Annotated in this window: 24 protein-coding genes and 1 pseudogene; 9 read left to right on the forward strand and 16 right to left on the reverse strand. The window is 66.9% G+C overall.

What is annotated here, in order from left to right:
- Positions 1-106: 106 nt before the first annotated feature.
- The 9 genes and pseudogenes from I7X18_RS19730 to lnt all read right to left on the reverse strand — a co-directional run bounded on the left by I7X18_RS19730 (position 107) and on the right by lnt (position 10,571).
- Positions 107-1,468, reverse strand: coding sequence for a cytochrome P450 (locus I7X18_RS19730; protein ID WP_193043707.1), 1,362 nt, complete (start codon positions 1,466-1,468; stop codon positions 107-109).
- A gap of 56 nt (positions 1,469-1,524) precedes the next feature.
- Positions 1,525-1,935: a cupin domain-containing protein gene (locus I7X18_RS19735; protein WP_193043708.1), complete on the reverse strand. Its 411-nt coding sequence runs from the start codon at positions 1,933-1,935 to the stop codon at positions 1,525-1,527.
- A gap of 19 nt (positions 1,936-1,954) precedes the next feature.
- Positions 1,955-2,569, reverse strand: a complete 615-nt coding sequence (locus I7X18_RS19740; protein WP_193043709.1) for a sigma-70 family RNA polymerase sigma factor — start codon at positions 2,567-2,569, stop codon at positions 1,955-1,957.
- A 150-nt stretch (positions 2,570-2,719) separates the two neighbouring features.
- Positions 2,720-5,515 carry a helix-turn-helix transcriptional regulator gene (locus I7X18_RS19745; RefSeq protein ID WP_193043710.1) on the reverse strand — a complete coding sequence of 932 codons (2,796 nt, stop codon included), beginning with the start codon at positions 5,513-5,515 and terminating at the stop codon, positions 2,720-2,722.
- 106 nt (positions 5,516-5,621) lie between these two features.
- Complete coding sequence (locus I7X18_RS19750; RefSeq protein WP_193043711.1) at positions 5,622-6,380, reverse strand: SDR family oxidoreductase; 759 nt, start codon at positions 6,378-6,380, stop codon at positions 5,622-5,624.
- A gap of 83 nt (positions 6,381-6,463) precedes the next feature.
- The gene (locus I7X18_RS19755; protein ID WP_193043712.1) at positions 6,464-7,222 is read right to left on the reverse strand and encodes a YwaF family protein; all 759 of its coding nucleotides are present in this window, start codon (positions 7,220-7,222) and stop codon (positions 6,464-6,466) included.
- 123 nt (positions 7,223-7,345) lie between these two features.
- The gene (locus I7X18_RS19760; protein ID WP_455429779.1) at positions 7,346-8,431 is read right to left on the reverse strand and encodes a resuscitation-promoting factor; all 1,086 of its coding nucleotides are present in this window, start codon (positions 8,429-8,431) and stop codon (positions 7,346-7,348) included.
- A 237-nt stretch (positions 8,432-8,668) separates the two neighbouring features.
- A pseudogene (locus tag I7X18_RS30005) lies at positions 8,669-9,073 on the reverse strand (transposase); the annotation flags it as partial.
- Positions 9,042-10,571 carry an apolipoprotein N-acyltransferase gene (gene lnt, locus I7X18_RS19765; RefSeq protein WP_232375279.1) on the reverse strand — a complete coding sequence of 510 codons (1,530 nt, stop codon included), beginning with the start codon at positions 10,569-10,571 and terminating at the stop codon, positions 9,042-9,044. The gene lnt and the pseudogene I7X18_RS30005, both read right to left, overlap by 32 nt.
- Positions 10,572-10,646: 75 nt before the next feature.
- On the opposite strand from lnt, the gene I7X18_RS19770 reads away from it, so the two are divergent.
- On the forward strand, positions 10,647-11,144 hold the full coding sequence (locus tag I7X18_RS19770) for a ceramidase domain-containing protein (protein WP_193043714.1): 498 nt from the start codon (positions 10,647-10,649) through the stop codon (positions 11,142-11,144).
- A gap of 102 nt (positions 11,145-11,246) precedes the next feature.
- On the opposite strand, the gene I7X18_RS19775 is transcribed toward I7X18_RS19770, so the two are convergent.
- Positions 11,247-11,849 (reverse strand): TetR/AcrR family transcriptional regulator, encoded by a 603-nt coding sequence (locus I7X18_RS19775; protein WP_193043715.1) that lies wholly within the window; start codon positions 11,847-11,849, stop codon positions 11,247-11,249.
- A 110-nt stretch (positions 11,850-11,959) separates the two neighbouring features.
- Here I7X18_RS19775 and I7X18_RS19780 point away from each other — a divergent pair, with 110 nt between their 5' ends.
- The 3 genes from I7X18_RS19780 (at position 11,960) to I7X18_RS19790 (ending at position 14,615) form a co-directional block, all read left to right on the forward strand.
- On the forward strand, positions 11,960-12,673 hold the full coding sequence (locus tag I7X18_RS19780; protein WP_193043716.1) for an SDR family NAD(P)-dependent oxidoreductase: 714 nt from the start codon (positions 11,960-11,962) through the stop codon (positions 12,671-12,673).
- 389 nt (positions 12,674-13,062) lie between these two features.
- A complete protein-coding gene (locus tag I7X18_RS19785) occupies positions 13,063-13,572 on the forward strand; it encodes a nuclear transport factor 2 family protein (RefSeq protein ID WP_193044013.1) in 510 nt (169 codons plus the stop codon).
- A complete protein-coding gene (locus I7X18_RS19790; RefSeq protein ID WP_193043717.1) occupies positions 13,572-14,615 on the forward strand; it encodes a zinc-binding dehydrogenase in 1,044 nt (347 codons plus the stop codon). The genes I7X18_RS19785 and I7X18_RS19790 overlap by 1 nt, the downstream gene beginning before the upstream one ends.
- Positions 14,616-14,618: 3 nt before the next feature.
- On the opposite strand, the gene I7X18_RS19795 is transcribed toward I7X18_RS19790, so the two are convergent.
- Genes I7X18_RS19795 through I7X18_RS29875 form a run of 6 tightly spaced genes read right to left on the reverse strand, consistent with a single transcriptional unit; the run spans position 14,619 to position 20,686 of the window.
- Complete coding sequence (locus I7X18_RS19795; RefSeq protein WP_232375280.1) at positions 14,619-15,590, reverse strand: zinc-dependent alcohol dehydrogenase; 972 nt, start codon at positions 15,588-15,590, stop codon at positions 14,619-14,621.
- A 53-nt stretch (positions 15,591-15,643) separates the two neighbouring features.
- Positions 15,644-17,155, reverse strand: a complete 1,512-nt coding sequence (gene araA / locus I7X18_RS19800) for an L-arabinose isomerase (RefSeq protein WP_193043719.1) — start codon at positions 17,153-17,155, stop codon at positions 15,644-15,646.
- Positions 17,152-17,865, reverse strand: coding sequence for an L-ribulose-5-phosphate 4-epimerase (locus I7X18_RS19805; RefSeq protein ID WP_193043720.1), 714 nt, complete (start codon positions 17,863-17,865; stop codon positions 17,152-17,154). Before I7X18_RS19805 ends, araA begins: the two co-directional genes overlap by 4 nt.
- Complete coding sequence (gene araB, locus I7X18_RS19810; RefSeq protein ID WP_193043721.1) at positions 17,862-19,529, reverse strand: ribulokinase; 1,668 nt, start codon at positions 19,527-19,529, stop codon at positions 17,862-17,864. Before araB ends, I7X18_RS19805 begins: the two co-directional genes overlap by 4 nt.
- Positions 19,522-20,553 carry a LacI family DNA-binding transcriptional regulator gene (locus I7X18_RS19815; RefSeq protein WP_226862604.1) on the reverse strand — a complete coding sequence of 344 codons (1,032 nt, stop codon included), beginning with the start codon at positions 20,551-20,553 and terminating at the stop codon, positions 19,522-19,524. The genes araB and I7X18_RS19815 overlap by 8 nt, the downstream gene beginning before the upstream one ends.
- A gap of 16 nt (positions 20,554-20,569) precedes the next feature.
- Positions 20,570-20,686 carry an NADH dehydrogenase [ubiquinone] 1 beta subcomplex subunit 3 gene (locus I7X18_RS29875; RefSeq protein ID WP_264295956.1) on the reverse strand — a complete coding sequence of 39 codons (117 nt, stop codon included), beginning with the start codon at positions 20,684-20,686 and terminating at the stop codon, positions 20,570-20,572.
- 383 nt (positions 20,687-21,069) lie between these two features.
- Between I7X18_RS29875 and chvE the strand changes: the two genes are divergently transcribed.
- The 5 genes from chvE to galT are packed head-to-tail and all read left to right on the forward strand — an operon-like array spanning position 21,070 to position 26,206.
- Positions 21,070-22,128, forward strand: a complete 1,059-nt coding sequence (chvE, locus tag I7X18_RS19820; RefSeq protein ID WP_455429777.1) for a multiple monosaccharide ABC transporter substrate-binding protein — start codon at positions 21,070-21,072, stop codon at positions 22,126-22,128.
- Complete coding sequence (gene mmsA, locus I7X18_RS19825; RefSeq protein ID WP_193043723.1) at positions 22,128-23,669, forward strand: multiple monosaccharide ABC transporter ATP-binding protein; 1,542 nt, start codon at positions 22,128-22,130, stop codon at positions 23,667-23,669. Before chvE ends, mmsA begins: the two co-directional genes overlap by 1 nt.
- Positions 23,666-24,898: a multiple monosaccharide ABC transporter permease gene (gene mmsB / locus I7X18_RS19830; protein WP_193043724.1), complete on the forward strand. Its 1,233-nt coding sequence runs from the start codon at positions 23,666-23,668 to the stop codon at positions 24,896-24,898. The genes mmsA and mmsB overlap by 4 nt, the downstream gene beginning before the upstream one ends.
- 1 nt (position 24,899) lies before the next feature.
- Positions 24,900-25,118 (forward strand): hypothetical protein, encoded by a 219-nt coding sequence (locus tag I7X18_RS19835; RefSeq protein WP_193043725.1) that lies wholly within the window; start codon positions 24,900-24,902, stop codon positions 25,116-25,118.
- Positions 25,115-26,206: a galactose-1-phosphate uridylyltransferase gene (gene galT, locus I7X18_RS19840; RefSeq protein WP_232375281.1), complete on the forward strand. Its 1,092-nt coding sequence runs from the start codon at positions 25,115-25,117 to the stop codon at positions 26,204-26,206. Before I7X18_RS19835 ends, galT begins: the two co-directional genes overlap by 4 nt.
- Positions 26,207-26,208 lie beyond the last annotated feature (2 nt).

A 26,208-nucleotide genomic window follows, 5' to 3' on the forward strand; every position in this document is an offset into this window, starting at 1 on the left:
CACAGAGACGCCGTCGTGTTCAGGGCTACGGTCGGCATCAGCATAGGCCGCGGAAGGCGACTCCAGCGCCGAATTCCACAACGCGCCGTCACCAGGTGCTTGGGCTTCAGGTCCTGCGGTGCACGCGGGCCCATATCGGACCGGCGGCGACGGTGGTGTAGGGCGTCTCGAGTGGGAAATCATCGTCGGCCGAACGGATTTCGTGGGTCCTGATCAGCGTGGCCAGCGCGAGCGTCGCCTCCAGCATCGCGAAGTGCTGGCCGATGCACGCACGTGGCCCGCCAGCGAACGGGATGAACTGCCAGCGGTCGCGTTCCTTGACGTTCTGTGGGCTGAAGCGCTCCGGGTCGAATTCCAAGGGGCGGTCCCACAGCGCGGGGTCCCGATGGACCGCGTAGATCCCGACACCCACCAGGGTGCCCGCCTCAACGCGGTAGCCGTCGATTTCGACGTCGCGCAGCGCCAGTCTGCCGACGCCCGCGGCAGGTGGGCACAGCCTGAGTGCCTCGTTGAGCACCTGCACGGTGTATCCGAGACGGCCGACGTCATCAGGGGTCAGGAGGCGGTCACCGATTGCGCGGGCCTCGGCGGCGACGCGGTCCTGGACGTCCGGATGGTGTCCGAGTGCCCACAGCGCGTAGGTCAGCAGGGTGGCGGTCGTGTCGTGACCGGCCAGCATGAACACCAGCAGTTCGTTGCAGATGTCGTCGTCGGACAGCGCCAGCCCGGTCTCCGGATCCGAGGCGTTGATCAGCGCGTGGACCAGGGGCGCGTCCCGGGTGGGATCGGCCCGGCAGGCCTGCAGGATCTCGGACGTGACGGCCTTCATCTGCGCCACCGCGGCGTTGGCCCGGCGGCGCTGAGGGGTTGGCAGCCAGCGCGGCGCCCGCACCGGTTTCAGTGCCCGGTCGGCGGCGTAACCCGCCGCGACGGGCAACGGGCCGGCGATCACGTCGGCCTTCGCGTCGAGGTCCAGGCCGAGGATCGACCGGCCCAGCGACCGCATCGTCAGCCGGCGGCATTCGTCATCGAGGTTCACGTGCGCGTGCGCACCCCAGCCCTCGCCGACCATCTCGGCCGCCCGCGACATGTGTCCGCCGAAGCTGCGCACGCTGGGCTTGGTGAACACGGGTTGCAGCGCCCGGCGACGCGGCACCCACGGATCGTTGGGCAGGACGAAGAGGCTTTCGCCACCGAGATCGCGCACTTCGTCGTGGACCCGGCACCGTTCGGCCGAGGCATGGTGGCGTGCGAGAACGTCGCGGATCCCTGCCGGTGAGGTGACCACGACGATCTGCGGGATCATCCACTTCGGGCCGAGTTTGAGCCGGATCACCGGCCCTCCGATGCGGCGCAGCACTTCCTGCCCGGTGTGGAAATTGCGCACCAGGGGCAGCAACTGCCGATACGGCAGCGGGTTTTTCGGCGGCTGCGGTAGCGCCCTGAGGTCGAGGTCTACGTCAGTCACAACTCACCCATCATGGCGCGAGGACCGGGAACCCCGCGACCCGGGCTGTGAAATGGTCAGGCGGCGGGCACGCGCAGGTGCGCCCGCGCTGCCAGTTCGTCGTCGTCGACCGGGACCAGCATCGGCTGGCCCGCAACGCAGACCATCGTGACGACGAAGCGGCTCCTGACGTCATCGCGGTTGTTGGCGTCCGAATAGTGGATGACGTCGCCGCCGGGTTCCCAGAAGGCTTCTCCCGCCCGGACGACCCGCGGTGGCTCCCCTTCGAGTTCAAAGAGCATCTCGCCTTCCAGCATGTATCCGAAGGCCGGTCCGCCCGGATGCCGATGCGGTGGCGCACCGGCGCTGCCCGGCGCGTATTCGATCACGACGGTCATCACGTGGGCGTCCTGCGGAAGGTGCGGTGGCCTGATTTCCTGGATGACCGTCGGTGCGGATTCCCATGCCGGATCGAAATTCGTGGACATCTGCCTGGCTCCCCGGTTCTCAAGCCGCGCGCTGCTGGGCGGGGAGGGAATCACCGCGGCCATCGGCGAGATGAGCCAAGGCGATGCGGAGGCGCTGTCGGCCCCGTGAGACGCGCGACATCACCGTCCCCAGCGGGATGTCCAGCATCGCGGCGATTTCCGCGTACGTGTACTCCTCGATTTCGGCCAGGTACAGCGCCTCCCGGAAGCCCTCGGGCAGGGTGCCCATCGCGGCCATGATGTCGCCGTCCGGAAGACCGGCGAGCGCTTCGGCCTCGGCGGAGCGCACCCCTGCCGGCACCCGGTTCGCGCTGTCGGCGAGTTCGCGCTCGGTGATGTCGTCGACCGGAACCTCGAGCGGACGACATTGCCTGGCGCGGTAGGTGCTGACCCACCGGTTGTAGAGGATCCGGAAGAGCCACGCCTTGAGGTTGCTGCCCTCCTCGAAGGTGTGGAATCCCGCGAAGGCGCGCAGCAGCGTGTCCTGCAGGAGGTCTTCGGCGTCGGCCTCGCAACGGGTCAGCCGCCGCGCCTTGCGGGCGAGGGCGTCGAACAGCGGTACGGCGTCGCCGGCGAACCTCGCGGCGAGATCCCGCTGCGGCTCGGACGCGGTCTGAAATGCGGTGACGGTCATGATCGAGGCTCCTTCGACTGCCGGTGTTCCCTGGCGAGAGCCCGGTGGCGGGCTGTCATGATCAGACTCGCGGGTGTGAGGAGAAACCGAACCCTTGGAACCCCGTAGTCCGTGACCCGTAGTCCGTGGCCCGTCGGCGAAGTCAGTGGGTCAGCTGGCCCACGACACCGTGCGCAACTGCCGGCGTGAGGTGATCCCGAGTTTGACGAAGACCTTTCTCAGGTGCCATTCCACGGTGTGGGTGCTGATGAACAGCTGCGCACCGATCTCCTGATTCGTCAGACCGTCCGCGGCGAGTCGGGCGATCTGCGCCTCCTGCGCGGTGAGCTCGTCACCGGAGGTGAGCGGTTGCCTGCGCACCTTCTCACCGGTGGCCGTGAGTTCCCGGCGAGCCCGTTCGGCGAACCCCTGTGAGCCCATCCGGGTGAACATCTCGTGTGCGACGCCCAGATGTCTGCGGGCGTCGACGCGCCGGTTGGTCCGGCGGAGCCACTCGCCGTATGCGAGGTGGGTGCGGGCCAGGTGCACGACGATGCGGGTCCGGTTCAGGCGTTCGACGGCCTCTGTGAACAAGGCGTCGGCGTGCGCGTCGTCGGCCAATAGTGCTCGGGCACTTGCCATGGCGCCCAGACCCCAGTCGGTGCCACTGGCGCCCGCCCTCTCCTCGAGGCGGTGCAGCGCCTCGGAGCCGACCTTCATTTCGCCGACGCGCGCAGCCGCCTCGACGACCTCGTACAGACACCAGCCGTAGATGCCGAGATCCTCGTATTCGCACCCTTCGCGTGCGGCGGTCAGCGCCTCCTCGTATCGGCTGAGGCCGTTGTAGAGCACCGCGCTGGCGTACTTCGACAGCCCGAGCAGTCGTCCCTCGCCACGGGCCACGGCACCCTCGTCCGCCTCCTCGATCACGCCTGCCACGTCACCCACCACGCCTCGCCACGCGGCGAGCAACAGGGCGTGGTAGCGCACCGGAGCGCTGTGCCCCGTCGCCGCGGTGATCGAACTCGCTTCTTCGAGAAGCCTTTCCGCGGTACCGAATTCGCCGGCGAGCAGATGTGCGCCGGCCCGGTAGATGAGCGCCCGGGGCAGGCCCGCCAGCACGCCGGTGTTGCGGGCGTGGCGCACCACCGCATCCGACAGCCGATCGACGATGGTTTCGTCCCAGAGTTCGTGCGCGGCTGATTCCTGGATGATCGGGAACGCCGGCACCAGCCACCGTCGAACCTGGCTCTCGTCGGTCTGGGCCATGACGCACATCGCCTCCAACGCGACACGGATCGGCTCTGCCCCGGCGCTGACGCCGCCGGCGATCCGTTCCGTCATCCCTTTGAGGAGCAGATCGATTGGCCGTGGCAGTTCGGGGGTGCGGGCGATCAGGGCACGAGCCGTGGCGGCCGCATCGGCCAGCACGCCCGGTGTGCCGAGGCGACCGGCGTACATGCTCGCGGCGAACGCTTCGAGATAGCTCTCCCGCGCGGCGAAATCGTCGAGGTTCTCCAGTTGCCTGGCGGCATCGAGCAGCGCCGGTGCGGTGTCACCGACCGGCGGCGCACCGGCGTCGCCCGAGCGACTGCCCATGAACTCTATTTGGGCCCGAAGCCTGGCCACTCCGGCGCGTTCGAGAGCCGACAGAGGTGCCATGTCGGCGATCGCAAGGAGTTCGTATGCCTGAGCGGGCGCAGCGGCATCCCTTTTCACCTGGGCGGCGGCCAGAGCGCGGGCGCCCCGCAGGGCAGGGTCCGAGGTCAGTGCGGTGGCCCGCTCCAGGAATGCGGCCGCGGCCGCGACGCCTCCTCTGGATTGCGCGCGGGCGGCTGATCTTTCGAGTTCGGTGGCGACCGCGTCGTCCACACCCGATGTCGCGCTGGCGGCGTGCCAGGCGCGACGGTCGGGGTCGGTGTCGGGATCGGTCGCATCGGCGAGGGCACGATGGATCCGCCGGCGGTCGGCCGGGTCGGCGGAGCGATACGCCGCGGACCGCATCAGGGGGTGGTGGAACCGCATTCGCGGGCCGAATCCGATGACACCGGCCGCTTCGGCGGGAGCGAGGGCGTCGATCGGTATGTCGAGTCGGGCAGCTGCACGGAGGAACAGCGCCGCGTCGCCGACCGGTTCGGCGGCCGCGGCCAGGATCAGCAGCCGGGTCGGTTCGGGCAGCGCCTGGATGCGGCGGACGAAACTCTCTTCCACCTGGCCCGGGGACGGACGTCCGCCGGCATCCCAGAACCCACCGGCGAGTTCCGGGGCGGGGACGTGTCTGGGCACTTCGAGCAGGGCCAACGGAATTCCGCGCGTTTCCGCGACGACCCGGTCGCGCACGCGCGGGTCGATCCCCCCGAGCATGACCGATTCGAGCAGTTCCCGGGCATCGCCGTCGGAGAGGCCGTCGACCCTCAGCTCCGGCAGGCCCCCCAATGCCTCGGCGCCACCGTCGCGCGCGGCGAACACCAGGGCGATGGGCTCGGCCATCAACCGCCGCGCCACGAACCCGAGCGTCTGCACCGACACCTGGTCGAGCCACTGCGCGTCGTCGATGAAACAGATCAGGGGCTGCTCGTGCGCGGCGGCCGCCAGCAGACTCAGCACGGCCAACCCGACCAGGAACCGGTCGGGGGCGGGACCGACACCGCGGCCGAACGCGACGGACAGCGCCTCGCGCTGCGGCTCCGGCAGATCGTCGAGATGACCCATCAGCGGTGCGCACAACTGCTGTGAGCCGGCGAATGCGAGTTCCATATCGGATTCCACACCGGCGACGTGGAGGCAGCGGAATCCGGTGGTGAGCTCTGCGGTGTATTCGAGGAGCGCGGTCTTGCCGACACCGGCCTCACCACGGAGGACCAGGACGCGGCAGCTCCCCGATCGAACAGTCGACACGAGCTCGCGAAGCGTCTCGCATTCGGACGCGCGGCCGCGCAGGCGTTCACCCCGACCCTGCGTCGCCATCCTCACCACCGCGTCCGTTACTCGCCGATTTGCCTACTGGGACCGGCGGGTCCGATGTGGATGGTAACGGCCTCCGAGGCGAGGGGCCAGGTGGTTGCTTGCGAGCTCAAGCCTTGGCCGCGGCCTCGAGGATCCAGTCCGCGAAGCGGATGTCGAACACTGTCGCGCCATCGGCGGGGACGAGGGTGCGCTCGCCGATGGCGACGCCCCAGTACCGGGCTTCGGGGTCGGCCACCACCTGGCGGGTGTCACCGCGCGCGGTCAACGCCGTGCGGATGAGATCGGGCAGCCGGAACCGTTCCGGACCGCCGACTTCGACAATGCCGTTGGCCGGTTCACCGACGGCGGCGATCGCGGCTGCCTCGGCGACGTCGGTGGCGGCCATCGGCTGGATGAATGCCGCCGGCAGGCGGACGGTGTCGCCCACTGTCGCGGAATCGGCGATGGCTCCGAGGAATTCGAAGAACTGTGTCGCGTGCACGATCGTGTACGGAATCGGCCCTGCGCTGATCAGCTTCTCCTGGGCGAGTTTCGCGCGGAAGTATCCACTCTCCAGCGCCAACTCATCGGTGCCGACCACCGACAACGCGACATGGTGCCGGATACCGGCTTCCTGTTCCGCCGCAAGCAGATTCGTCGTCGATGCGTTGAAGAACTCCGTGGCGGGCGTTTCGTCGAACGACGGGGAGTTCGACACGTCGACCACGGCCGCCGCTTCCGACAGCACCTCGCGCAACCCCTCGCCGGTGACCGCGTTCACCCCCGTCGATGGGGCCGCGGCGACGGCGTCATGACCATGTTCGGTCAAGCCCTGCACCACCTTCGAGCCCACCAGGCCTGTTCCTCCGATGACGACGATTTTCATGATGACCCTCCTCGGCCGTATCGCTGCGGGTGCCGCCGGCTGTGACGGCTCCCTGACCCCGAGAACTCGCCGCCCTCGCCGATTCATCCCGGGAGCTGGAACCCGTGCTGATCCGGCGCGGCGTGCGAACGCACGCTCTCGCGGCGCGCCTTCGATTCCCACGGCCACGTCATGAGCGCCCACACCCCGGCGACGACCCCGATCTCGATCAGGAGATACATCGGCCACGGACCCAGGATGTCCAGCACCGACGCCGTCGGTGGCTTCGCGTTGAGGTATCCGTAGTTGGTGCCGGCGATCGTGTTGAACACCAGAGTGAACGCAACCCAGCCGAGGGTCACGACGACCGCGAACCGGTAGTCACGCCACCGTGGCCGCCGCCCTCGTCCCCAGGTCAGGTAGATCGCCGCCCACACGACGAGCACATGCAGCGTGAAGAAGGTGAGGAAGAGATGGCTCGGGAAATCCGGCGCACCTTCCTGCGGCGTACCGATGTCCGGTGTGAGCAAGCCCTGCGAACTGAGCAGCAGCCCCCAGAAGTACGTCAGCACGAAGGCCCAATGCCGCTGCGACCACAGAGTGTAGGCCGCCGTGAGTTCCGCGATGTCGCACAGCTGCAGCGGCACCGAGGTGGCCAGGTCCGGCCGGATGAGCTTGTAGACCAACGCCACCAGGAACGCCGTCACCAGAAGAACGGCGAGAATTCGGCTCAGCACGCGTGCCTGGGCTTCGCTCTGCCGCCGGCCATGCCAGACCAGCGCGCCAGCGCCGATCACGAACACGGTGATCACCACCCAGTGCGATGGGCCGTACGCCGAGAATTGGTGTTGTGCGGAGTTCATCTCGACCACCCCCGTCTGCCGGCTCTGCTCTGGTCAACTGAGCGAACCGGCCCCAATCATCCCAGCCGGGTTCCGGCGCCACATGGATTTCCGGCGCAGCACCCCTGCCCGATGTTCACCCGGTCAGCGCTTCACCCGGGCGCTGCACACCGGCCAGGCGCCCCAGCCCTGCCCCTCCCGAGTGAGCTCGGCGATGGCGATCTGTTCCTCGCGGGTGGCCAGGTCGGCGCGCGGGGCGTAACGAAGTCCCCCGAAGCTCTCCCAGGTGCTCTGGGTGAACTGCACGCCGCCGTAGAACCCGTTGCCGGTGTTGATGCCCCAGTTGCCGCTGGACTCGCACCGGGCGAGCGCATCCCACGTGTCGTTGTTGCGCACCGGCGGTACCGCGGTGCCCGGCTTGGCACCGACCCGCTGTACCTGCGGCCGCGCGGGGGTCACGACGGTGCGCGCCACCACGTGACGGCCGATCGGTCGGCCGTTGACGGTCGAGACGGCGAAGGTGACGTCCTGGGTGCCCGGCCGGCCGGGGTCGTCGACGACGCGGCGGCTGGTGTTGATCGTCGGGTCATGGATGCGCCGCAGCGGCGCAGGCAGGGGCAGGCGCTCGGACACCTCGTGCACCCGGATGCGCGTCACCACGATCTGCATGCCCGCGACGACCGGCGTCGACGCTCGGGGCACCACCTTGTCGTCCTCCGTCAGCGGCGCACCCGCCGCTGACAGAAGCTGGCCCACGGTGGGCGCCGCCAGGCGTCGGTCGCTTGCGACGCCGCCGTCGATGATGCGCACCTGTTTGGGGCTGACCACCGGCAGCGCCATGCCGGCCAACGGCACCCGGCTGGTACGGGACGTCGCGGCGGGTGCGGCGTCGCTCATCGACAGCCGCTTCATAGCCTCATCGACGGTCAAGGCCGTCGTCCAGACCTGCTCGCTCGGTTGCCCGTCTACCGACACCTGCAGCGGCCGACCGCGTCGCAACACGATGGTGTCGGACTGGTGAACCATCTGATCGGCGCCTGGGGTGATCTCGTCGTGCTCGCCGACGGCATAGCCGTTCTCCCGCAGCACGTCGACCACCCGCGGCTTCATCGTCGACACCGTCACCGATGTGTCGTCCACGGACAGCGTGACGCGCTTGTGCGCCGCCACGGTGTAACCGCCCGCGAACATCAAGACCACCAGGACCGCACCGAGGAGCGCACGCTGCACCTTCGACGTCGTGGTGGCCGGTGGGTCCACCGTCGCGTCGTCGGCTGTGTCGGTTCGTTCGGCGGCGGCCAACAGGGTGAGGACCTCCTCGGCGAGGACACCCCTTGTCGTCCCCTCCAGCGGGATTCGGCCCAGGCGGACCACACCCGCCGCCCGACACAACATCAACCCCTGCACGAACAGCGGCGTCAGCGCAGCGAGGTGCCGCCTGCGAAATTGTGCGATCACTCGATGATCGGGAACCTGACCGGCGGCCAGCCACCGAAAGCAGGGATCCTCGACGCACTTTCGTTGGATCAGCCGCGACGAGCACACCCTGGTGGTGTAGCCGTACAACAGGAGGCTGACCAGCAGCCGCGGGTCATGTGGTGGCGTGTCGCGCCCATCGGCGTAGGCGGCCCGGATGGGTGCGAGATCCATGTGCTCGTCGACCAGTACCGCGATCAGCCGGACCAGGTCCTGGTCCGACATCCCGTCATCCGGCACCGGCGGCGAGGACCGACCTCGCCCATGGGCGGACGCCCGGAACGACATGTCCGGTAATGAGACTCGTCGTCGCGAGACGCGCGGCTGCGCGCTGTCGACCGTCACGGGGTTCATCAGCCGCCAATCATGCCCCCGACCCGGCTCGCGGCCGATCATCCCGCCCGGCGTGTTGTGCACCTACCCACCGCAGGGTCGCTACGACGACGGCGCCACCGAGGATCGAAAGCGCCAACCCCAGTACCCAATTCCCGAACCGTTGGAACGGGGTGGTGTGCGATCCGAGCGGGACGTCCACCACGAGCGCACCGCGTTCGGTGGCCGCGAACCAGGCGAGTTGCCGGCCCTGCGCGTCGAAAGCGGAGCTGACACCTGACAACCCGGCGTGCACCGCGGGGTGGCCCACCTCCGCCGCGTGCACCGCGACCTTGCTGGACAGCTGTGCCTGCGCCCAACTTCCCTGGAACGTCGAGGTGGAACTTTGATACACCAGCAGCTGCGCGCCGCGCTGCACCTCCTCACGGGGAAGGTCGGAAAAGGTTGCCTCGAAACTGATCAGCGGCCCGATGGCGAGCCGCCCGGTGTGCAATACGACCAGTCCGCTGCCACGCAGTCGGTCCTCGCCCGCCGCCTCGGTGTGCCGGGTGGCCCACCCGAACAACTGTCGCAGAGGCACGTATTCGCCGAACGGCACCAGCCGCGTCTTCGAGTACGCGCCGCGCAAGCCGTCCGGCCCGATCAGGACCGACGACTTCTGGATTCCCCCGGCGCGATTACGGGCGTCGACGTTGACGAGCAGGTCCGCGCGGACCCGCCGGGACAGGTCCGCCAGGCGCTTCAGCGCCTCCGGTTGGTCGGTGACGTCGACCCCGACGCTGCTCTCGCCCCAGACGACCAGGTCGACCCGCCGGCCACGCAGGTCTTCGGTCAGCGCTTCGCCGGCCGCCTGACGGGCGACGGAGTCCTCGATGGCGCCCGGTTGCACGAGCGCCACCCGTACCGTCGGCCCGGCGGCAGGCGTCGGCCCCAGCCAGAACCATGCCGGACCGAGTCCCGCACAGGCCAGTGCCACCACCGCGGCGAAGATGCGGACGCAGACGCGACGATGCACGATCAAACCGGCGATCGCGGTGTTCGCGGCGACGATCACGAAACTGGTGAGCCACACGCCGCCGAGTGAGGCCGAGGCGAGCATGGCCGGCTGATTCCACTGCGAGGCGCCGATCAACGCCCACGGGCCGCCCAGGGCGGGCAAGGACCGCACGGCTTCGGCCACCACCCATGCACTCGGCAGCACCACCGCGGCCGCCGAAATCCCGCGAGTCGTAATTGGTTCGCGCAGAAACAGATAGGTTGCCACCCCCCACGGCAGCCACAATGCGCCGAGCCCGATGGCCAGCACGATCAGCAGCGGTCCGGCGCTCGGCGCCAGCCAGTACTGGGTGGCCAGGATGTAGGCGGCCATACCGCACCACGCCCGTAGCGCGGCCGCCCGCGGAGTCGGCGCGGCGCGCACCACCAACAGCAGCGGGACGATGCCGACCCATGCCAGCCACCACCACGACGGCGCGGGAAAGGTCAGTGCCGGCAGTGCGCCGAGGGCGAAGGCCGCCGCGAGGCCCGGCCAGGTCCGGCTCGGCGTCGGCAGACTGCACACCGCCTAAGCGTCGCCTGGCGTTCTCGATTCCGCTGGTCTTCCGTGCGATACCGGGCGCCGCTACGGTGATCGACCATGCGGTTCTCGACCGTTCCGGTGAGTTTCGGCCACTCGGACTGCGAGCGCATCGCCGACGGTGCGCTGGCGCAACCCGTCCTGACCGTCACCAGCCTGGCCTACGTCGCCGCCGGGATGGTCGTGCTGTGGTGGGCCGTTCGGTGGCGGGCGCCGCTGGCGTGGGCCGCCGCAGTGGTGCTCGTGGCAGTCGGCGTCGGCAGCGTCGCATTCCACGGGCCCCAGCCGTCGTGGGCCAAGGTCGCCCATGACGTGCCGATCATTGCTGTGGGACTGGTGTACGCCGCGGTTCTCGTCCGGAGCCGGCGCGCGCAGTGGCGGTCGACATGGGCGGTGGCGGCGGGGGTGTTCGCGCTGGGTCTGGTCGCCTACGCCGCAGGACGCTCCGGATCGCCGTTGTGCCGGCCCGACAGCCTCTGGCAGTACCACGGCGCGTGGCACGTCCTCTCCGCAGCTGCCGCCGGATGCGCCATCCGCGCCGTCGCTCCGCCGCGGTGAGAGAGGGCAAGATCAGTGATCACGCACGTTTTCAACGCCTCGTCGGCGATGGGGATTACTTGCCTTTGCGCCGTGGCGCCGATACGCGACCACCAGGTCAGGTCAAGGCGCGACGGGGGCCGGTTGCGGTAGAGGATGCGCGCCATCGGGTCGTAACCCATCGAAGATTATTGCCAGATACCGCTGCCAGAGCAGTGGCGCTGGAGCCGCCAGGTTTTCGACAATGTGAATGGGTGCGCACATCATCAGGAAGACGTCGGCCTCGGTGATGTCGGCTCGGATGGCACCCGAGGTGCGCGCTCGGTCAACGAGCAATTCAAGGTTCGCGTGCAGTGCATCGCGAACCTCGGTCACCCTGGGGTCGCCGTCGCTGGCTGACTGCAGAAACGTCAGATCGTGTCGTTGGCGTTGGTCGGCTGCGATTGTCAGGAACTCCAACAGTGCCGCGCCCGCGTCGGGCGAGTCGGCCAGCCGCCGTGCGGCGTCTGCGAGCACGGCGATATGCCCGCACACGATGGAGGCGATCAGATCCTCCTTTGTCGGGAAGTGTCGAAACACCGTGCCCTTCGCCACCCCGGCTCGGCGGGCGATGTCGGCCACCGACGCTGACGGGCCTCGTTCGGCGAACTCATCCTCGGCCGCGGCCAACAACAAGGCGCGGTTGCGTGCCGCGTCCGCGCGGATTGGCCGGTCGGTGGTGGTCACGGGATCGAGAGTACCAAGTTGACCACTCGGTCATCTTATGCCAACCTAGACAGAGCAACATGACCAATCGGTCATATTGACGTCGGTACACGAAAGGTCTTAGGGGACAGATGAAATTACACGGAGCCACCGCCCTGGTAACCGGATCGAATCGCGGGATCGGCCATCACTTCGCCGTGGAATTGCTCCAACGCGGAGCCAAGGTCTACGCCACGGCGCGTCGTCCCGAACTGGTGAGCGTTCCCGGCGCGGAGGTGGTCCGTCTCGACATCACCGACCAGTCATCGGTCGACGCAATCGCCGCATTGGCCACCGATGTGGACGTGCTGATCAACAATGCCGCTGACACCGCGGGCGGGAACCTCGTGACCGGAGACCTCGACGCGATCCGATCGACGATGGATTCGAACTACTACGGCACCCTCGCGATGATCCGAGCGTTCGCGCCGATCCTTGCGCGCAACGGCGGCGGAGCCATCCTGAACGTACTGTCGGCGGTGGCGTGGACGACCGTTGAGAGGAACACGGCCTACGCGGCCGCGAAGTCAGCGCAGTGGGGTCTGACCAACGGCGTGCGACTCGAGCTGGCCCCCCAGGGGACTCAGGTGGTTGCGCTCGTGCCCGGCCTGATAGGTACGCAGACCCTTCTCGACTTCGCAGAACGCCACGGCATCGAGTTCGCAGACGGCGCCGTAATGGACCCGGCCGATCTCGTCCGGTTGGCCCTCGACGGCCTCGAAGCCGGCGAGATCGAAATCCTGGATCCGATAGGGGTCGAGGCGAAAGCGAGTCTCGCCGGGCCGCCCCGCGCCCTCGCGTTGTAGGCGAAGGGGGTGCCACCGTCAGACGTCGATCTGAACACGCCCGTCGAGACAAGAGATGATCACCCTCAGTCGTGGACGGGTTCAGCCTCGGGCCAGCGCGTGTTGGGCAGCCGGCCTCTGAGATCGGCAAGTGCGCCGCAATGGCTTGGGCACCGCTAGAGGTGGTCCCCGAACTCCGAGCAAGTATTGAAGGACCGCTCAACATGGCAGCCAAGGCCTCCAAACGCTCGGTAGCCGAGGTGGCACGGCTAGGCGTCACACGAATCACCTTCGGACCCGAAAGCAGCGCGAGGCGATGTGTCCATAGGAGCCTTTGCCGCGGGGATCCGTACCTGATCGACGAGCTGTGGCACCGTGTCGATGTGAGTTCCGATGCCGTGTCACAGGAAATGCTCGACGAGTTCCAGTTGCGCAAACTGGTGCACCGCTACTGCCGTGCCGTCGATCGCGGTGACATCTCGGCACTGCGCGACCTGTATCACCATGACGCCGAGGACGACCACGGTGCGTTTTCCGCGGGCTCCGTCGACGACTTTCTCGAGGGGCTCGTCGCTGCCCGTCCCTATCTCCGGTCGATGCAACACCACATCACCACGGTGAACTTCGCCGTCGACGGCGACAGCGCCGAAGGCGAGATCTACAGCATCGCCACCCACACCGTCTTGGCAGGCGACCACGATGTCGATGTCACGGTGGGCGGGCGCTATCTGGACAGGTACGAGAAGCGCGACGCCACATGGAAATTCATCGAGCGCACGATCGTCACCGACTGGGCCACCGTCGACGACCCGTCGCGCCTGGACGTGAGCCACCCCATCACCAGGAGCACCCCGCGGGGATCGACTGATCTGAATGACCCTTCGCACCAATACTTCTCGATCTTGAACAGAGACGCCTGATGCGTGCTGTCGTCTTCGAGGAGTTCAACGGTGCAGTCGATGTCCGCACCGTTGCCGATCCGGTCCCGTCGCCCGGCGGAGTGGTCGTGGAGGTGCACGCGACCGGTCTGTGCCGCAGCGACTGGCACGCGTGGGCCGGACACGACGACGGCGTGACACTTCCCCACGTTCCGGGTCACGAACTGGTCGGCGTGGTGGCCGCGGTAGGCGCCGACGTCCGACAGTTCACGCTCGGCGACCGCGTCACCACACCTTTCGTCTGTGGCTGCGGAACATGCGAGTGGTGCCGCAACGGCCAGGCACAGGTGTGCCCGAACCAGACGCAGCCGGGTTTCACCCACTGGGGCTCGTTCGCCGAGTACGTGGCCCTGCATGCCGCTGACGCCAACCTGGTCGCGGTCCCCGACGCCGTCGACGATGCCGCGGCAGCGGGGCTGGGGTGCCGATTCGCCACCGCCTATCGGGCGCTGACAGCGCGCGCCCGTGTGGCGCGCGGCGAGTGGGTCGCGGTGGTCGGGGTCGGGGGTGTCGGTCTGAGCGCCGTACAGGTGGCGGTAGCCGCCGGCGCCAGGGTCATCGCCGTGGACCGCACACCCGCGGCGCTGGCCCTGGCGCGCAGCCTGGGCGCAGAGCACACCGTGCTCGCCGATGGTTCCGACGTCGCCGCACGAGTGCACGCCCTCACAGGCGGCGGAAGCCACGTCGCAATCGACGCGGTCGGCTCGGCCACTACCTGCGCGGACGCCATCCACAGCCTGCGGCGCCAGGGACGCCACGTGCAACTGGGGCTGCTGCCCGGGATCAGCGGGCATCCACCGGTGCCGATGGACCGCGTGATCGCCTGGGAGCTGGACGTTCTCGGCAGCCACGGCATGGCCCGCGTCGAGTATCCGGAGATGTTGAATCGGGTGCTGGCGGGTACGTTGCGCCCGCAGGCAATGGTCGAACGCGTCGTCGGATTGACCGAGGGGGCGCACCTTCTGCCCCTGGCCGGCACCGCCGCTCCCGTCGGCGTCACGCTCATCGATCCACGGCTGCCCTGACGATCAACTGCTCGACACCGCGACGACGACCTTGTCACCCTGTCGCTCGGCAGCGGCGCTGAACGCCTCGGCGGCATCTTCGAGCGAATAGCGCGCCGTGACAAGCGAATCCAGATCGACCGCTCCGGTGGCCAGCGCGATCGCACGCGGGTAGGTGTCGTTCATCCGCCGGACCATCGCAAAAGTAAGTCCTTTACGTCGAGCCGAAGCGGCCGGGAACGCCGACGTGTCCTCCGATGGAATACCACCCAGCGCGATGCGTCCGCCCGGCCGGGCAGCAGCAACGGCTGTCGCGATCGCGGCATCGGTTCCCGCCAGCTCGATGACGACGTCGACCCCCCGCCCTCGAGTCGCGTCCGAGACGCCGGCTCCGGCCTGTTCGGGCGACCACACCTGATCCGCACCATTGCGCAGCGCGGTGGCCTGTCGATGCTCGAGCGGTTCGACGGCGAAGACGCGCCCCGCGCCGCAAAGGCGTGCCACCGCGAGCGCGAGCACTCCGATGGGGCCGGCACCCACCACCAGCACATCGCATTCGGGACGCACGTGGCCGACCTTCGTCGCATGAATGGCAACCCCCAGGGGCTCCAGTAGTGCACCGGCATCGTCGCTGATGTCGTCCGGCAGCGGATGCAACAGGTGATCCGGCCACAGGAGACGCTCCTGCAGTGCCCCGTCCAGGTCTCCATGCCCGGCGAATCGAACTGCCGGACAGAGGTTGTGGTGTCCGGTGAGACACAGCTCGCACGAGTTGCAGGCGATTGCAGGGTCCACGGCCACGCGCCGGCCGGCAAAGGGTCCGCTGACCGCCACCGCGGCGAATTCGTGTCCGGGCACCACAGGCTGCTCGATGCGGTTTTCGCCGATGCCACCGTCGGCGAACCAATGCAGGTCAGAACCACAGATGCCCACCGAGGTGACCGCGAGCGCCGACCAACCCGCCGGGGCCGGCCCCGGCTCCGATTCGGCGGCCACCCGCAGATCTCCGACGGCATGGAGGCGGGCGGCGATCATCGGATGACCACCGATCACAGTCCGGCCGCAACGTGGTGATACACGTCATTCCACCGGAGCTCGTGCTGGAAGCCGCGCACCGTCGTGGTCTCGTCGATGACGAGTAGCTCGGTGTCCGTCATCTCTGCGAAGTCGTCGATCGTCTCCGCGCCGATCGCGGTGGTCAACACCGTGTGGTGCGGGGCGCCGGCGATCAACCAGGCCTCCGCCGACGTGGTCCAGGACGGCAACGGTTCCCACACAGCACAGGCGACGGGGAGGTTCGGTAACTCCGCTGTCGGCTCGACGACCCGAACGGTGTTGGCCACGAGCCGGAATCGCGAACCCATGTCAGAGATACCGACGATCACCGCATCGGCTGGTGCGGCGGTGAAACGCAACCGAACCGGATCTTCGCGGTTACCGATGGACAGCGGATGCACCTCCAGCGACGGGATCCCGCCGGCGATACTGGGACAGACCTCGAGCATGTGCGCCCCGAGGATGCGTTTCTGGCCGGGCGTCAGATCGTAGGTGTAGTCCTCCATGAACGAGGTGCCGCCGGGGAGTCCCTGCGCCATCACCTTGATGGCGCGCAGCATCAGCGCGGTCTTCCAGTCACCTTCGCCGCCGAACCCGTAACCGTCGGCCATCAAACGCTGCACGGCCAGACCCGGCAGCTGACGTAGACCGCCGAGGTCTTCGAAATTCGTCGTGAACGCGCGGAAGCCGCCATCTCGTAGAAACTTCCGCAGGCCGAGCTCGATCTGAGCTCCATGCCGCAGGGAGGCGTGCCGGTCACCACCGGGACGCAGTTCCGCGGCGATGTTGTAGGTGTGCTCGTACTCGTCGATCAGCTTGTCGATGTCTGCCGGGCGGATCCCTTCGACGACGTCGACCAGATCATTGACGGCGAAGGTGTTGATCGACGCCCCGAAATGCGCTTCGGCCTCCACCTTGTCGCCCTCGGTCACCGCGACGTCCCGCATGTTGTCACCGAAGCGGGCGACCTTGAGCGTGGACAGTTCAGCTCGGCCCAGGGCCGCGCGTACCCACGAGCCGATCCGCCAACGGGTACCCGGTTCGCTGACATGGCCGGCGATCGTCTTGCGAGACGTGGACAGTCGCGACTGGATGTATCCGAACTCGCGATCGCCATGGGCCGCCTGATTGAGGTTCATGAAATCCATGTCGATGCTGTGCCAGGGCAGCTCGACGCCGAACTGTGTGTGCAGGTGTAACAGCGGCTTTTGCAACGTCTTGAGACCGCGGATCCACATCTTTGCCGGGGAGAAGGTGTGCATCCAAGCGATGACACCGACGCATTCCTCGGAGTTGTTCGCTTCGTTGAACACCCGAGCGATCTCGGCAGGGTCGGTCACCACCGGAAGCCAGCGCACCTCCACCGGTATCTCGCTGCTGCCATCGAGCCACGCGGCGATCTGGCGCGACTGGTCGGCCACCTGATCGAGGATGTCTTGTCCGTACATGGACTGGCTGCCGGTGATCAGCCATACCTGACTGGTGACAACTCGGGACGCGATCATCGCTGACTCTCCTCGAAACCCTCGGCGTGATGGCCGCTCTGGCCGTAGACGTTCTGGTAGCGCTCGAACAGTGCAGCCACGTCAGCCGCATCGATCGGCGGCGCCGCACCGAGCTGACGGCTGATGTGGACGGTGCGAGCCACGTCCTCCACCATCACCGCGGCCTTGACGGCGTCGCGGGCGGTGCGGCCGATGGTGAACGGCCCGTGGCTACGCATCAACACTGCGGGAGACTTGCTGTCGCGCAATACCTCTACGATGCCCCGGCCGATCGAATCGTCGCCGATGAGAGCGAACGGGCCTACCGGGATGTCGCCGCCGAACTCGTCGGCGATCATGGTGAGCACGCACGGTATGGGTTCGCCTCGGGCGGCCCACGCGGTCGCGTAGGTCGAGTGCGTATGCACCACCCCTCCCACTTCGGGCATGTGCCGGTAGACGTAGGCATGGGCGGCGGTGTCCGACGACGGGTTCAGCGCACCGTCGACGAGATTCCCATCGAGGTCGCACACCACCATGTCGTCGGCGGTGAGCGAATCGTAGTCGGCACCAGACGGTTTGATGACCATGAGGTCGCGCCCGGGCACTCGTGCCGATACGTTGCCCGCCGTCCAGATGACCAGCTCGTAGTGGGTCAGCTGGGCATGGAGATCGCACACCTGCCGGCGCAACTCGGCGATCACGCGGTTGACCTCAGTCGTGATGGTCATAACGGCACCCCCAGTGCTTCTCGTGATCCGATGCGCCGAAGTCGTCGCATCATGTCGTTGCCCCGGCCGAACCACTCGTACGCCGCCACGTACTCGCGGTAGAGCCGCTCGTAAGCCTGGGCGTTCGCCGGAACGGGTTTGTAGGCGTCCCGGTTTCGCCGACCCATCTGCCTGGCGGCGGTCTGGACGTCGGTGAACGCGCCGGCCGCTGCGGCGGCGTGGATCGCCGAGCCCAGGGCGGGAGCCTGCGTCGACGGCACCACCGACAGCGGTAATCCCACCGCGTCGGCGTAGATCTGCATCAGGAGGCGGTTCTTCAGCAGGCCGCCGGCAACCACCAACTCGTTGACCGGAACACCGCTGGCGACGAACGTTTCCACGATCATTCGCGTGCCGAATGCCGTGGCTTCCAACAGCGCTCGATACATGTCGACGCAGGTGGTCTCCAAGGTCTGCCCGATCATCACACCGGAGAGTTCGTGGTCGACCAGCACCGAACGGTTTCCACTGTGCCAGTCCAACGCGACCAGCCCGTGTTGACCGACGTGCTGGTGGCTGGCCAATTCGGTGAGGTACCCGTGCAGCGACAAGCCACGGCGGCGCGCTTCGACGTGGTAGCTCTCGGGCACGCAGTTGGCGACGAACCATCCGAAGATGTCACCCACGCCGGATTGCCCGGCCTCGTATCCCCAACTGCCTCCCGATATTCCGCCGTCGACGACCCCGCACATGCCGGGCACCTCGCGCAGCACGTCCGAGTTCATCACGTGGCAGGTCGACGTTCCCATGATCGCCACCAGCTGTCCCGGCTGTAGCGCATCGGCCGCTGCGGCGGTCACATGAGCATCGACGTTGCCGACCGCGACCGGAATTCCCTGCGGAAGTCCGGTCCACTGCGCCGCTTGCGCGGTCAGCGTTCCGGCACGATCTCCCAGTCTGCCGATCCGGTGATCGAGTTTGTCGATGACGAAATCGGCGAAGCCGGGGCGCACCTCGGCGAGGAACTCCCGTGACGGGTATCGGCCATCTTGGCGGATGCCCTTGTACCCGGCGCTACACGCATTCCGGACGTAGGTGCCGCACAATTGCCAGACGATCCAGTCTGCGGCCTCGACGAAGTGGTCGATGGCCCGATACACCTCGGGGTCCTCGTCGAGGATCTCCAGCGCTTTCGCGAACTCCCATTCGCTGGAGATCAGGCCGCCATACCGGGGTAACCATGATTCGCCCCGCGCGGCGGCAACGGTGTTGATGCGGTCGGCCTGGGGTTGCGGCGAATGATGGCGCCACAGTTTGGCGTAGGCGTGCGGTCGATCGGCGAACTCGTCGAGTTCACACAGCGGTGTGCCGTCGTCCCGCACCGGCACCATGGTGCAAGCGGTGAAGTCGGTGCCGATGCCGATGACGTCGGAGGGGTCGACACCGGCTGCCGCGATGGCCTCCGGAACGGCGGTGCGGAGGACACTGACATAGTCGGCGGGCACCTGCAGTGCCCACAGCGAGGGCAGCCGGACAGCCCGGCCGGGGAGCGCTTCGGTGACGACCCCGTGCTCGTAAGCATGTTCCGCGCTGGACATTTCGTAGCCGTCACAGACCCTCACGACCAGGGCGCGTCCCGACAAGGTGCCGAAATCGACACCGACTGTGTACGTTTCACTACTCATGACGCTCCTCCCACGGTGCCGTGCTCTTGCGGACGATCAGCTCTGGGGCCAGCAACGGCATGCTGGCGGAGGAACCGTCCAGGGTGGCCGCCACCAGATCGATCGCCCGCCGGCCGATGGCCTGGAAGTCCTGCCTGATCGTGGTCAGCGCCGGGTTCAGGTAGGCGGCTTCGGGGATGTCGTCGAACCCGACAACGCTGATATCCCGTGGAATTGACAGCCCCGCTTCAGCGAAGGCGTGCAGGACGCCGATGGCCATCTGGTCGTTGGCGACGAACACCGCGCTGCTGCGGTTGGCTCGAACCAGCTCGCGACCGATCCGGTGACCACTTGCCGCAGTCCAGTCGCCCTCCCACAGCTCCCCGGGGGCGAGGCCGGCTTCCTCCATGGCCGCCTCGTACCCGGTGCGGCGCCCCTTCGCCTCGGTGTAGGTCTGTGGCCCCGCGACGTGGACGATGGCCCGATGGCCGAGGTCGATGAGATGTTGGGTGGCTTGTCGAGCACCGTCGATCTGATCGACACCGACGGACAAGCCCCGGCCCGAGAGGTCACCTTCGACGACGATCATCGGGAGGCCGATGTCGGCGGAGTGGGCGACGGCCAGCGCCTCCTCCTGGGCGGCGACCATCACGACCGCCTCGACCGACTGTCGCGCAAGATGATCCAGTGCATCGCGGAGCGCCTCGACGGTGGCCTCGGCCAGCGGCACCAGGCTGGAGAAGTAGCCGGCCGCGCGCGCCGCCTCCTGCACGGAGCGCTGGATACTCGACGGTCCGTATAGAGCGCTGCTGGAACCGACGATCCCGATGATCCCGGAGCGCCGCGTCACGAGGGCGCGCGCCGCGGTGTTGGGCCGGTACCCGAGTTCTTCGATCGCCTGCTGAACCCGCGCCTTGGTGGCGGGGCGGATGCTGGACGACCCGTTGATGACCCGTGAAACCGTTTGGTGGCTCACCCCTGCCAGTCGCGCAACGTCGGCCATGACCGGCTTCGGCGTGCTGGGGTGCATGGGCTGGTTGTTCATCCGGGCTTCCTCACCACTAGTCGCTGGACGAGAACGACAACCGAGAGAACGTGCGCTCGTAGCGCCACACGTAGTTCAGGTCGACCTGGCGCAGCAGTGGGTCGTTGATCGGCAGGGTGCCGACGCTGATCACGTGACACGGTCTGCAGGCCAGTCAGATCCCGGCGAGGGTGCAGTGAGCACTCTCTTCACGACAACTCCTTAGATGGGTGTTCACCGAGGTCAAGCCCCTGTCGGCGGATTCGGCGGCCATGCGAGAAAGCGCAGAACCGATGTGACCGGCGTTACCTAGCCCTGGATGTTAACGCTCACATTCGCGAGGAGTCAATGGCTCAGCCAGGCCGAGTTTCACAGTGAGTCGAGCCTTGACAAACAGTGAGGCACGTCACAAGATCATCAATGTTAGCGCTCACATCGCCTGCGGCCGCCCCTCTGCGCGACTGCGATGCGTAGCAGAACCAACCGGAGGAATTCATGCGCAAAAGCCTCGTTCGAGTCGCGAGCGCGGTGGCTGTAGTGGCCACGCTCGCGAGCGCCGGCTGCGGCCGTTCGACGACCCCAGAAGCCGCCGACAGCGGCAGCGAACACACCGGCACGGTGGGCATCGCGATGCCCACGAAGTCGTCCGAACGCTGGGTCGCCGACGGCGACAACATGGCCGAGCAGTTTCAGTCACTCGGCTATGACACCGATCTGCAGTACGGCGACGACGTGGTGCAGAACCAGGTGTCACAGATCGAGAACATGATCACCAAGGGCGTCAAGGTGCTCGTCATCGCACCGATCGACGGCTCGTCGCTGACCGACATCCTGCAACGGGCCGCCGACGCGGACATCCCCGTCGTCAGCTACGACCGGCTGATCCGCGGTTCCGAAAACGTCGACTACTACGCGACATTCGACAACTTCAAGGTCGGCGTCCTGCAGGCCACGTACATAGTCGACAAGCTCGGTGTCGAGCAGGGCCCGGGGCCGTACAACATCGAGCTCTTCGCCGGGTCACCCGACGACAACAACGCGACGTACTTCTTCGACGGCGCCATGAGCATTCTGAAGCCCTACATCGACAGCGGCAAGCTGGTGGTCAAGAGCGGCCAGACGTCGTTCGACCAGGTGGCGACCCTGCGCTGGGACGGCGGGCTTGCTCAGTCGCGTATGGACAATCTGCTGAGCCGGGCCTACACCAGCGGACGGGTGGATGCGGTGTTGTCCCCCTACGACGGAATGTCGCTGGGAATCATCTCCGCGCTCAAGAGCGCAGGCTACGGCACCCCGGCCAATCCGCTACCCATCGTCACCGGCCAGGACGCCGAATTGGCGTCGGTGAAGTCGATCATCGCGGGCGAGCAGACCCAGACGGTGTTCAAGGACACCCGGGAGTTGGCAAAAGCTGCTGTGCAGATGGCAGATTCACTGCTGGCCGGCGGGGCTCCCGAGGTCAATGACACCACCACCTACGACAACGGCGTCAAGGTCGTCCCGGCGCACCTGCTCGAACCGGTCAGTGTCGACAAGACCAACTACCAGAAGGTTCTCGTCGACTCCGGTTACTACACGTCCGCGCAGATCGCCTGATGGGCGAAAGCGGGGCACCACTGCTCGAGATGTGCAGGATCACCAAGCGATTCGGCAATGTCGCCGCCCTGAGCGACGTCGATCTCGTAGTGCGTCATGGCGAGATCCACGCCATCTGCGGTGAGAACGGCGCCGGTAAGTCGACGCTGATGAAGGTGCTCAGCGGAATCTATCCACACGGCAGTTATGACGGCGAGATCGTCTTCGACGGAGCCCCGGGTCAGTTCAAGGACATCCGGTCCAGCGAGCGCCGCGGCATCGGGATCATTCACCAGGAGCTCGCACTGGTACCGGTGTTGTCGATTGCCGAGAACATCTTCCTCGGCAACGAGCATTCCTCCGCCGGAGTGATCAGCTGGCATCAGACCATGACGCATGCGCAGGAGCTTCTGGACCGGGTAGGTCTACGCGAGAGTCCCCGAACCCGGATCTCCGACATCGGAGTGGGCAAGCAGCAGCTCGTCGAGATCGCCAAGGCGTTGTCGAAGAAGGTGAAGTTGCTCATCCTCGACGAGCCCACAGCGGCGTTGAACGACGAGGACAGCAGGCACCTCCTCGACCTCATCGTCGAACTCAGAGACCAGGGTCTGACGTGCATCATCATCTCGCACAAGCTCAACGAGGTGACACGGGTGGCGGACACCATCACGATCCTGCGTGATGGCCGGACCATCGAGACACTGCCGGTGGAACAACACCTCACCGAAGAACACATCATCCGCGGGATGGTGGGCCGCGACATGGTCAACCGCTTCCCCGAAAGGACCGCACACCCGATCGGCGACGTCACATTCGCCATCGAAGACTGGACCGTTTACCACCCGCTGGACCAACAACGCAAGGTCGTCGACGGCGTCTCCCTCAACGTTCGCCGCGGCGAGGTCGTCGGCCTGGCCGGGCTGATGGGCGCCGGCCGCACCGAGCTCGCGATGAGCGTGTTCGGCCGCAGTTACGGCAAGAAGGCCGGCGGAAAGGTCTTCAAGGACGGCAGGGAGATCCGGACACGGACTGTCTCGGAAGCCATCAATCACCGGATCGCCTACGCCACCGAAGACCGTAAGCACTACGGCCTCAACCTGATGGACGACATCGCCCGCAGCGTCACCCTCGCGTCCCTGCCGAAGGTGAGCAGGTTGTCGATCATCAACGAACACGAAGAGACGGTGATCGCCGAGCGCTTCCGCAAGGAGATGCAGATCAAGGCACCTTCGGTGAAGGCCACCACCGGGAACCTGTCTGGCGGCAACCAGCAGAAGGTGGTCCTGAGCAAGTGGATCTTCGTCGACCCGGACGTGTTGATCCTCGACGAGCCGACCCGCGGGATCGACGTCGGCGCCAAGTACGAGATCTACATGATCATCAATTCACTTGCCGCTCAGGGTAAAGCCGTGATCGTGATCTCGTCGGAACTCCCCGAGCTGATCGGCTTGTGCGACCGCATCTACACCCTCAACGAGGGTCGTCTCACCGGCGAGGTGGCCAGGGCGGACGCAACGCAGGAGACGTTGATGCGTTACATGATGAAGGGACGAACCGCATGACCAGCACTCCGACGGTGACCACGACGCCGAGTGCGCCGACCACACCGCCACCGGATTCGCCCGTCAACCGGCTGAAAACCGCTCTCCGGGGCAACTTCCGGCAGTACGGCATGGTCGTCGCCCTGATTCTGATCGTGGTGTTGTTCCAGGCCTGGACCGACGGCATCCTGCTCAAGCCGCTCAATGTCACCAACATCGTGCAGCAGAACGGCTACATCCTCATCTTGGGGATCGGGATGGTGATCGTCATCATCTCAGGACACATCGACCTGTCGGTCGGATCGATCGCCGGCTTCATCGGGGCCATGTCGGCCGTTCTGATGATCCGCCATGACATGCCGTGGCCGGTCGCAGTGGTGGTCTGCCTGTTGCTGGGCGCGGTGATCGGTGCGTGGCAGGGGTTCTGGATCGCCTACGTCGGCATCCCTTCTTTCATCGTCACCTTGGCGGGCATGCTGGTGTTCCGCGGCGCGACCCAGTATCTGCTGGAGGGTCAGTCGATCGCACCGTTCCCCCGAGGCTTCGGACAGGTCAGCAGCGGGTTCCTGCCGGAGATCGGCGGTAGCAGCCTCTACCACTGGCCCACCATGATTCTCGGTGGACTCGTCATGGTCGCCGCCGTCTGGCAGCAGGTGCGGCAGCGAAGGACGCAGGCCCACTATGGATTCGACGTTCTACCTTCCGCATGGTTCATCGCCAAGTGCGCCGCGATCGTCGCTGCGCTCGCCGCCTTCACGCTCCTGTTGGCCAGCTATCGTGGCGTACCCGTCGTCGGCATCATTCTCGCGATCGCCTTCGTCGTCTACGCCTTCGTCATGCGCTCCACGGTGTTCGGCAGACAGGTCTACGCCGTCGGGGGCAACGTCGCCGCCGCCCGACTCTCCGGGGTGAAGACCAAACGGGTCACCTTCCTGGTCTTCGTCAACATGGGCCTGCTGTCGGCACTGGCCGGCCTGCTGTTCGCCGCCCGCCTCAACTCCGCCACCCCGCAGGCGGGTATCGGAATGGAGCTGGAGGCCATCGCAGCGGCGTTCATCGGCGGCGCGTCGGCCAACGGCGGTGTCGGCACCGTGTTCGGCGCCATCATCGGCGGCTTCGTCCTCGGCGTCCTGAACAACGGCATGTCGCTGATCGGCATCGGCAGCGACGTCCAACAGCTCATCAAGGGGCTGGTACTGCTCGCCGCAGTCGGCTTCGACGTCTACAACAAGAAGAAGGGCGGGTCCTGATATGTCCGGCGGTGGCATCGCTGACCGATTCGCCCACGACATCGTCACCTTCATGCGCAACTGGGCGCCCTACGGTGGGCCTCCTGCCGACGAGGTGCTCCCGGAGTTCGGGATGACGCGAGACCAACTGGTGCAGCGTTATCAGCTGATCCTCGCGGCCGAGGCAGCCCGGCGCGAGCAGCTGCGGCGACAGCCCTGGAAAGCGTTGCGCGACCGGTGATACCGACGACGGCGCCAACGCGCTGGAAGCTCTCGGATGGACGCGATCTGCTGTTCTTCGAGCTACCAGGCCACAGCTCCGCCCCAGTCCCCGATCGGCGCGCGCTGCCCCATCAGGCGGATACCAAGTCGGAGTTGCGCTTCGATCCGACCACCGGGCAATGGGTGATCATCGCGGCGCTGCGTCAGGAACGCACCTACAAGCCACCGGCCGACCAGTGCCCACTGTGTCCGGGGCCGTCCGGGCTGACAAGTGAGGTTCCCGCGCCCGACTACGACGTGGCCGTGTTCGAGAACCGCTTCGCCAGCTTGTCCGGCGCCGGTGGATCACCGTTCCGGATGCCGGCCCTGTCAGGCGAGGACTTCGTGTCCGCGCCGAGTCATGGCCGCTGCGAGGTGATCTGCTTCTCCAGCGACCACACCGGCTCGTTCGCCGACCTGGACCATGCGCACGCCCGCCTCGTTGTCGAGGTGTGGCGACACCGTACGCGTGACCTGATGGGGCGACCCGGGATCGAGCAGGTGTTCTGTTTCGAGAACCGGGGCGAGGAGATCGGCGTGACGCTGACCCATCCGCACGGCCAGATCTACGGGTACCCCTTCGTGACGCCCCGGACGGAGACGATGCTGCGAGAGGCCGACGCCCACCGTGCTTCCCGCGGTAGCAATCTGTTCGCCGACATCCTCCAAAGGGAGGTCACCGCCGGCTCACGAATCGTCGCCCGCACCGAGACCTTCACCGCGTTCACGCCTTTCGCGGCCCGTTGGCCAGTCGAGGTGCACATCTACCCGAATCGGTTCGTACACAACCTGACCGACCTCGATGATGCCGAAGTGGACGGGTTCACCGAGATCTATCAGACGGTGTTGCAGCGACTGGACCGCATGTACGCCGAGCCGTTGCCCTATATGGCGGCGCTGCACCAGTACACGGATACTCAGCGCGAGGGGTATTTTCACGCCCAGGTGATCTCCATCCGGCGAAGTGCCACCAAACTCAAGTATTTGGCCAGTTCGGAATCGGTCGTGGACGCATTCATCAACGACGTGAGTCCGGAATCCCTCGCCCAACTGCTTCGAGAGCTGTGACG

The sequence above is a fragment of the Mycolicibacterium baixiangningiae genome, from assembly GCF_016313185.1.
Taxonomy (GTDB): domain Bacteria; phylum Actinomycetota; class Actinomycetes; order Mycobacteriales; family Mycobacteriaceae; genus Mycobacterium; species Mycobacterium baixiangningiae.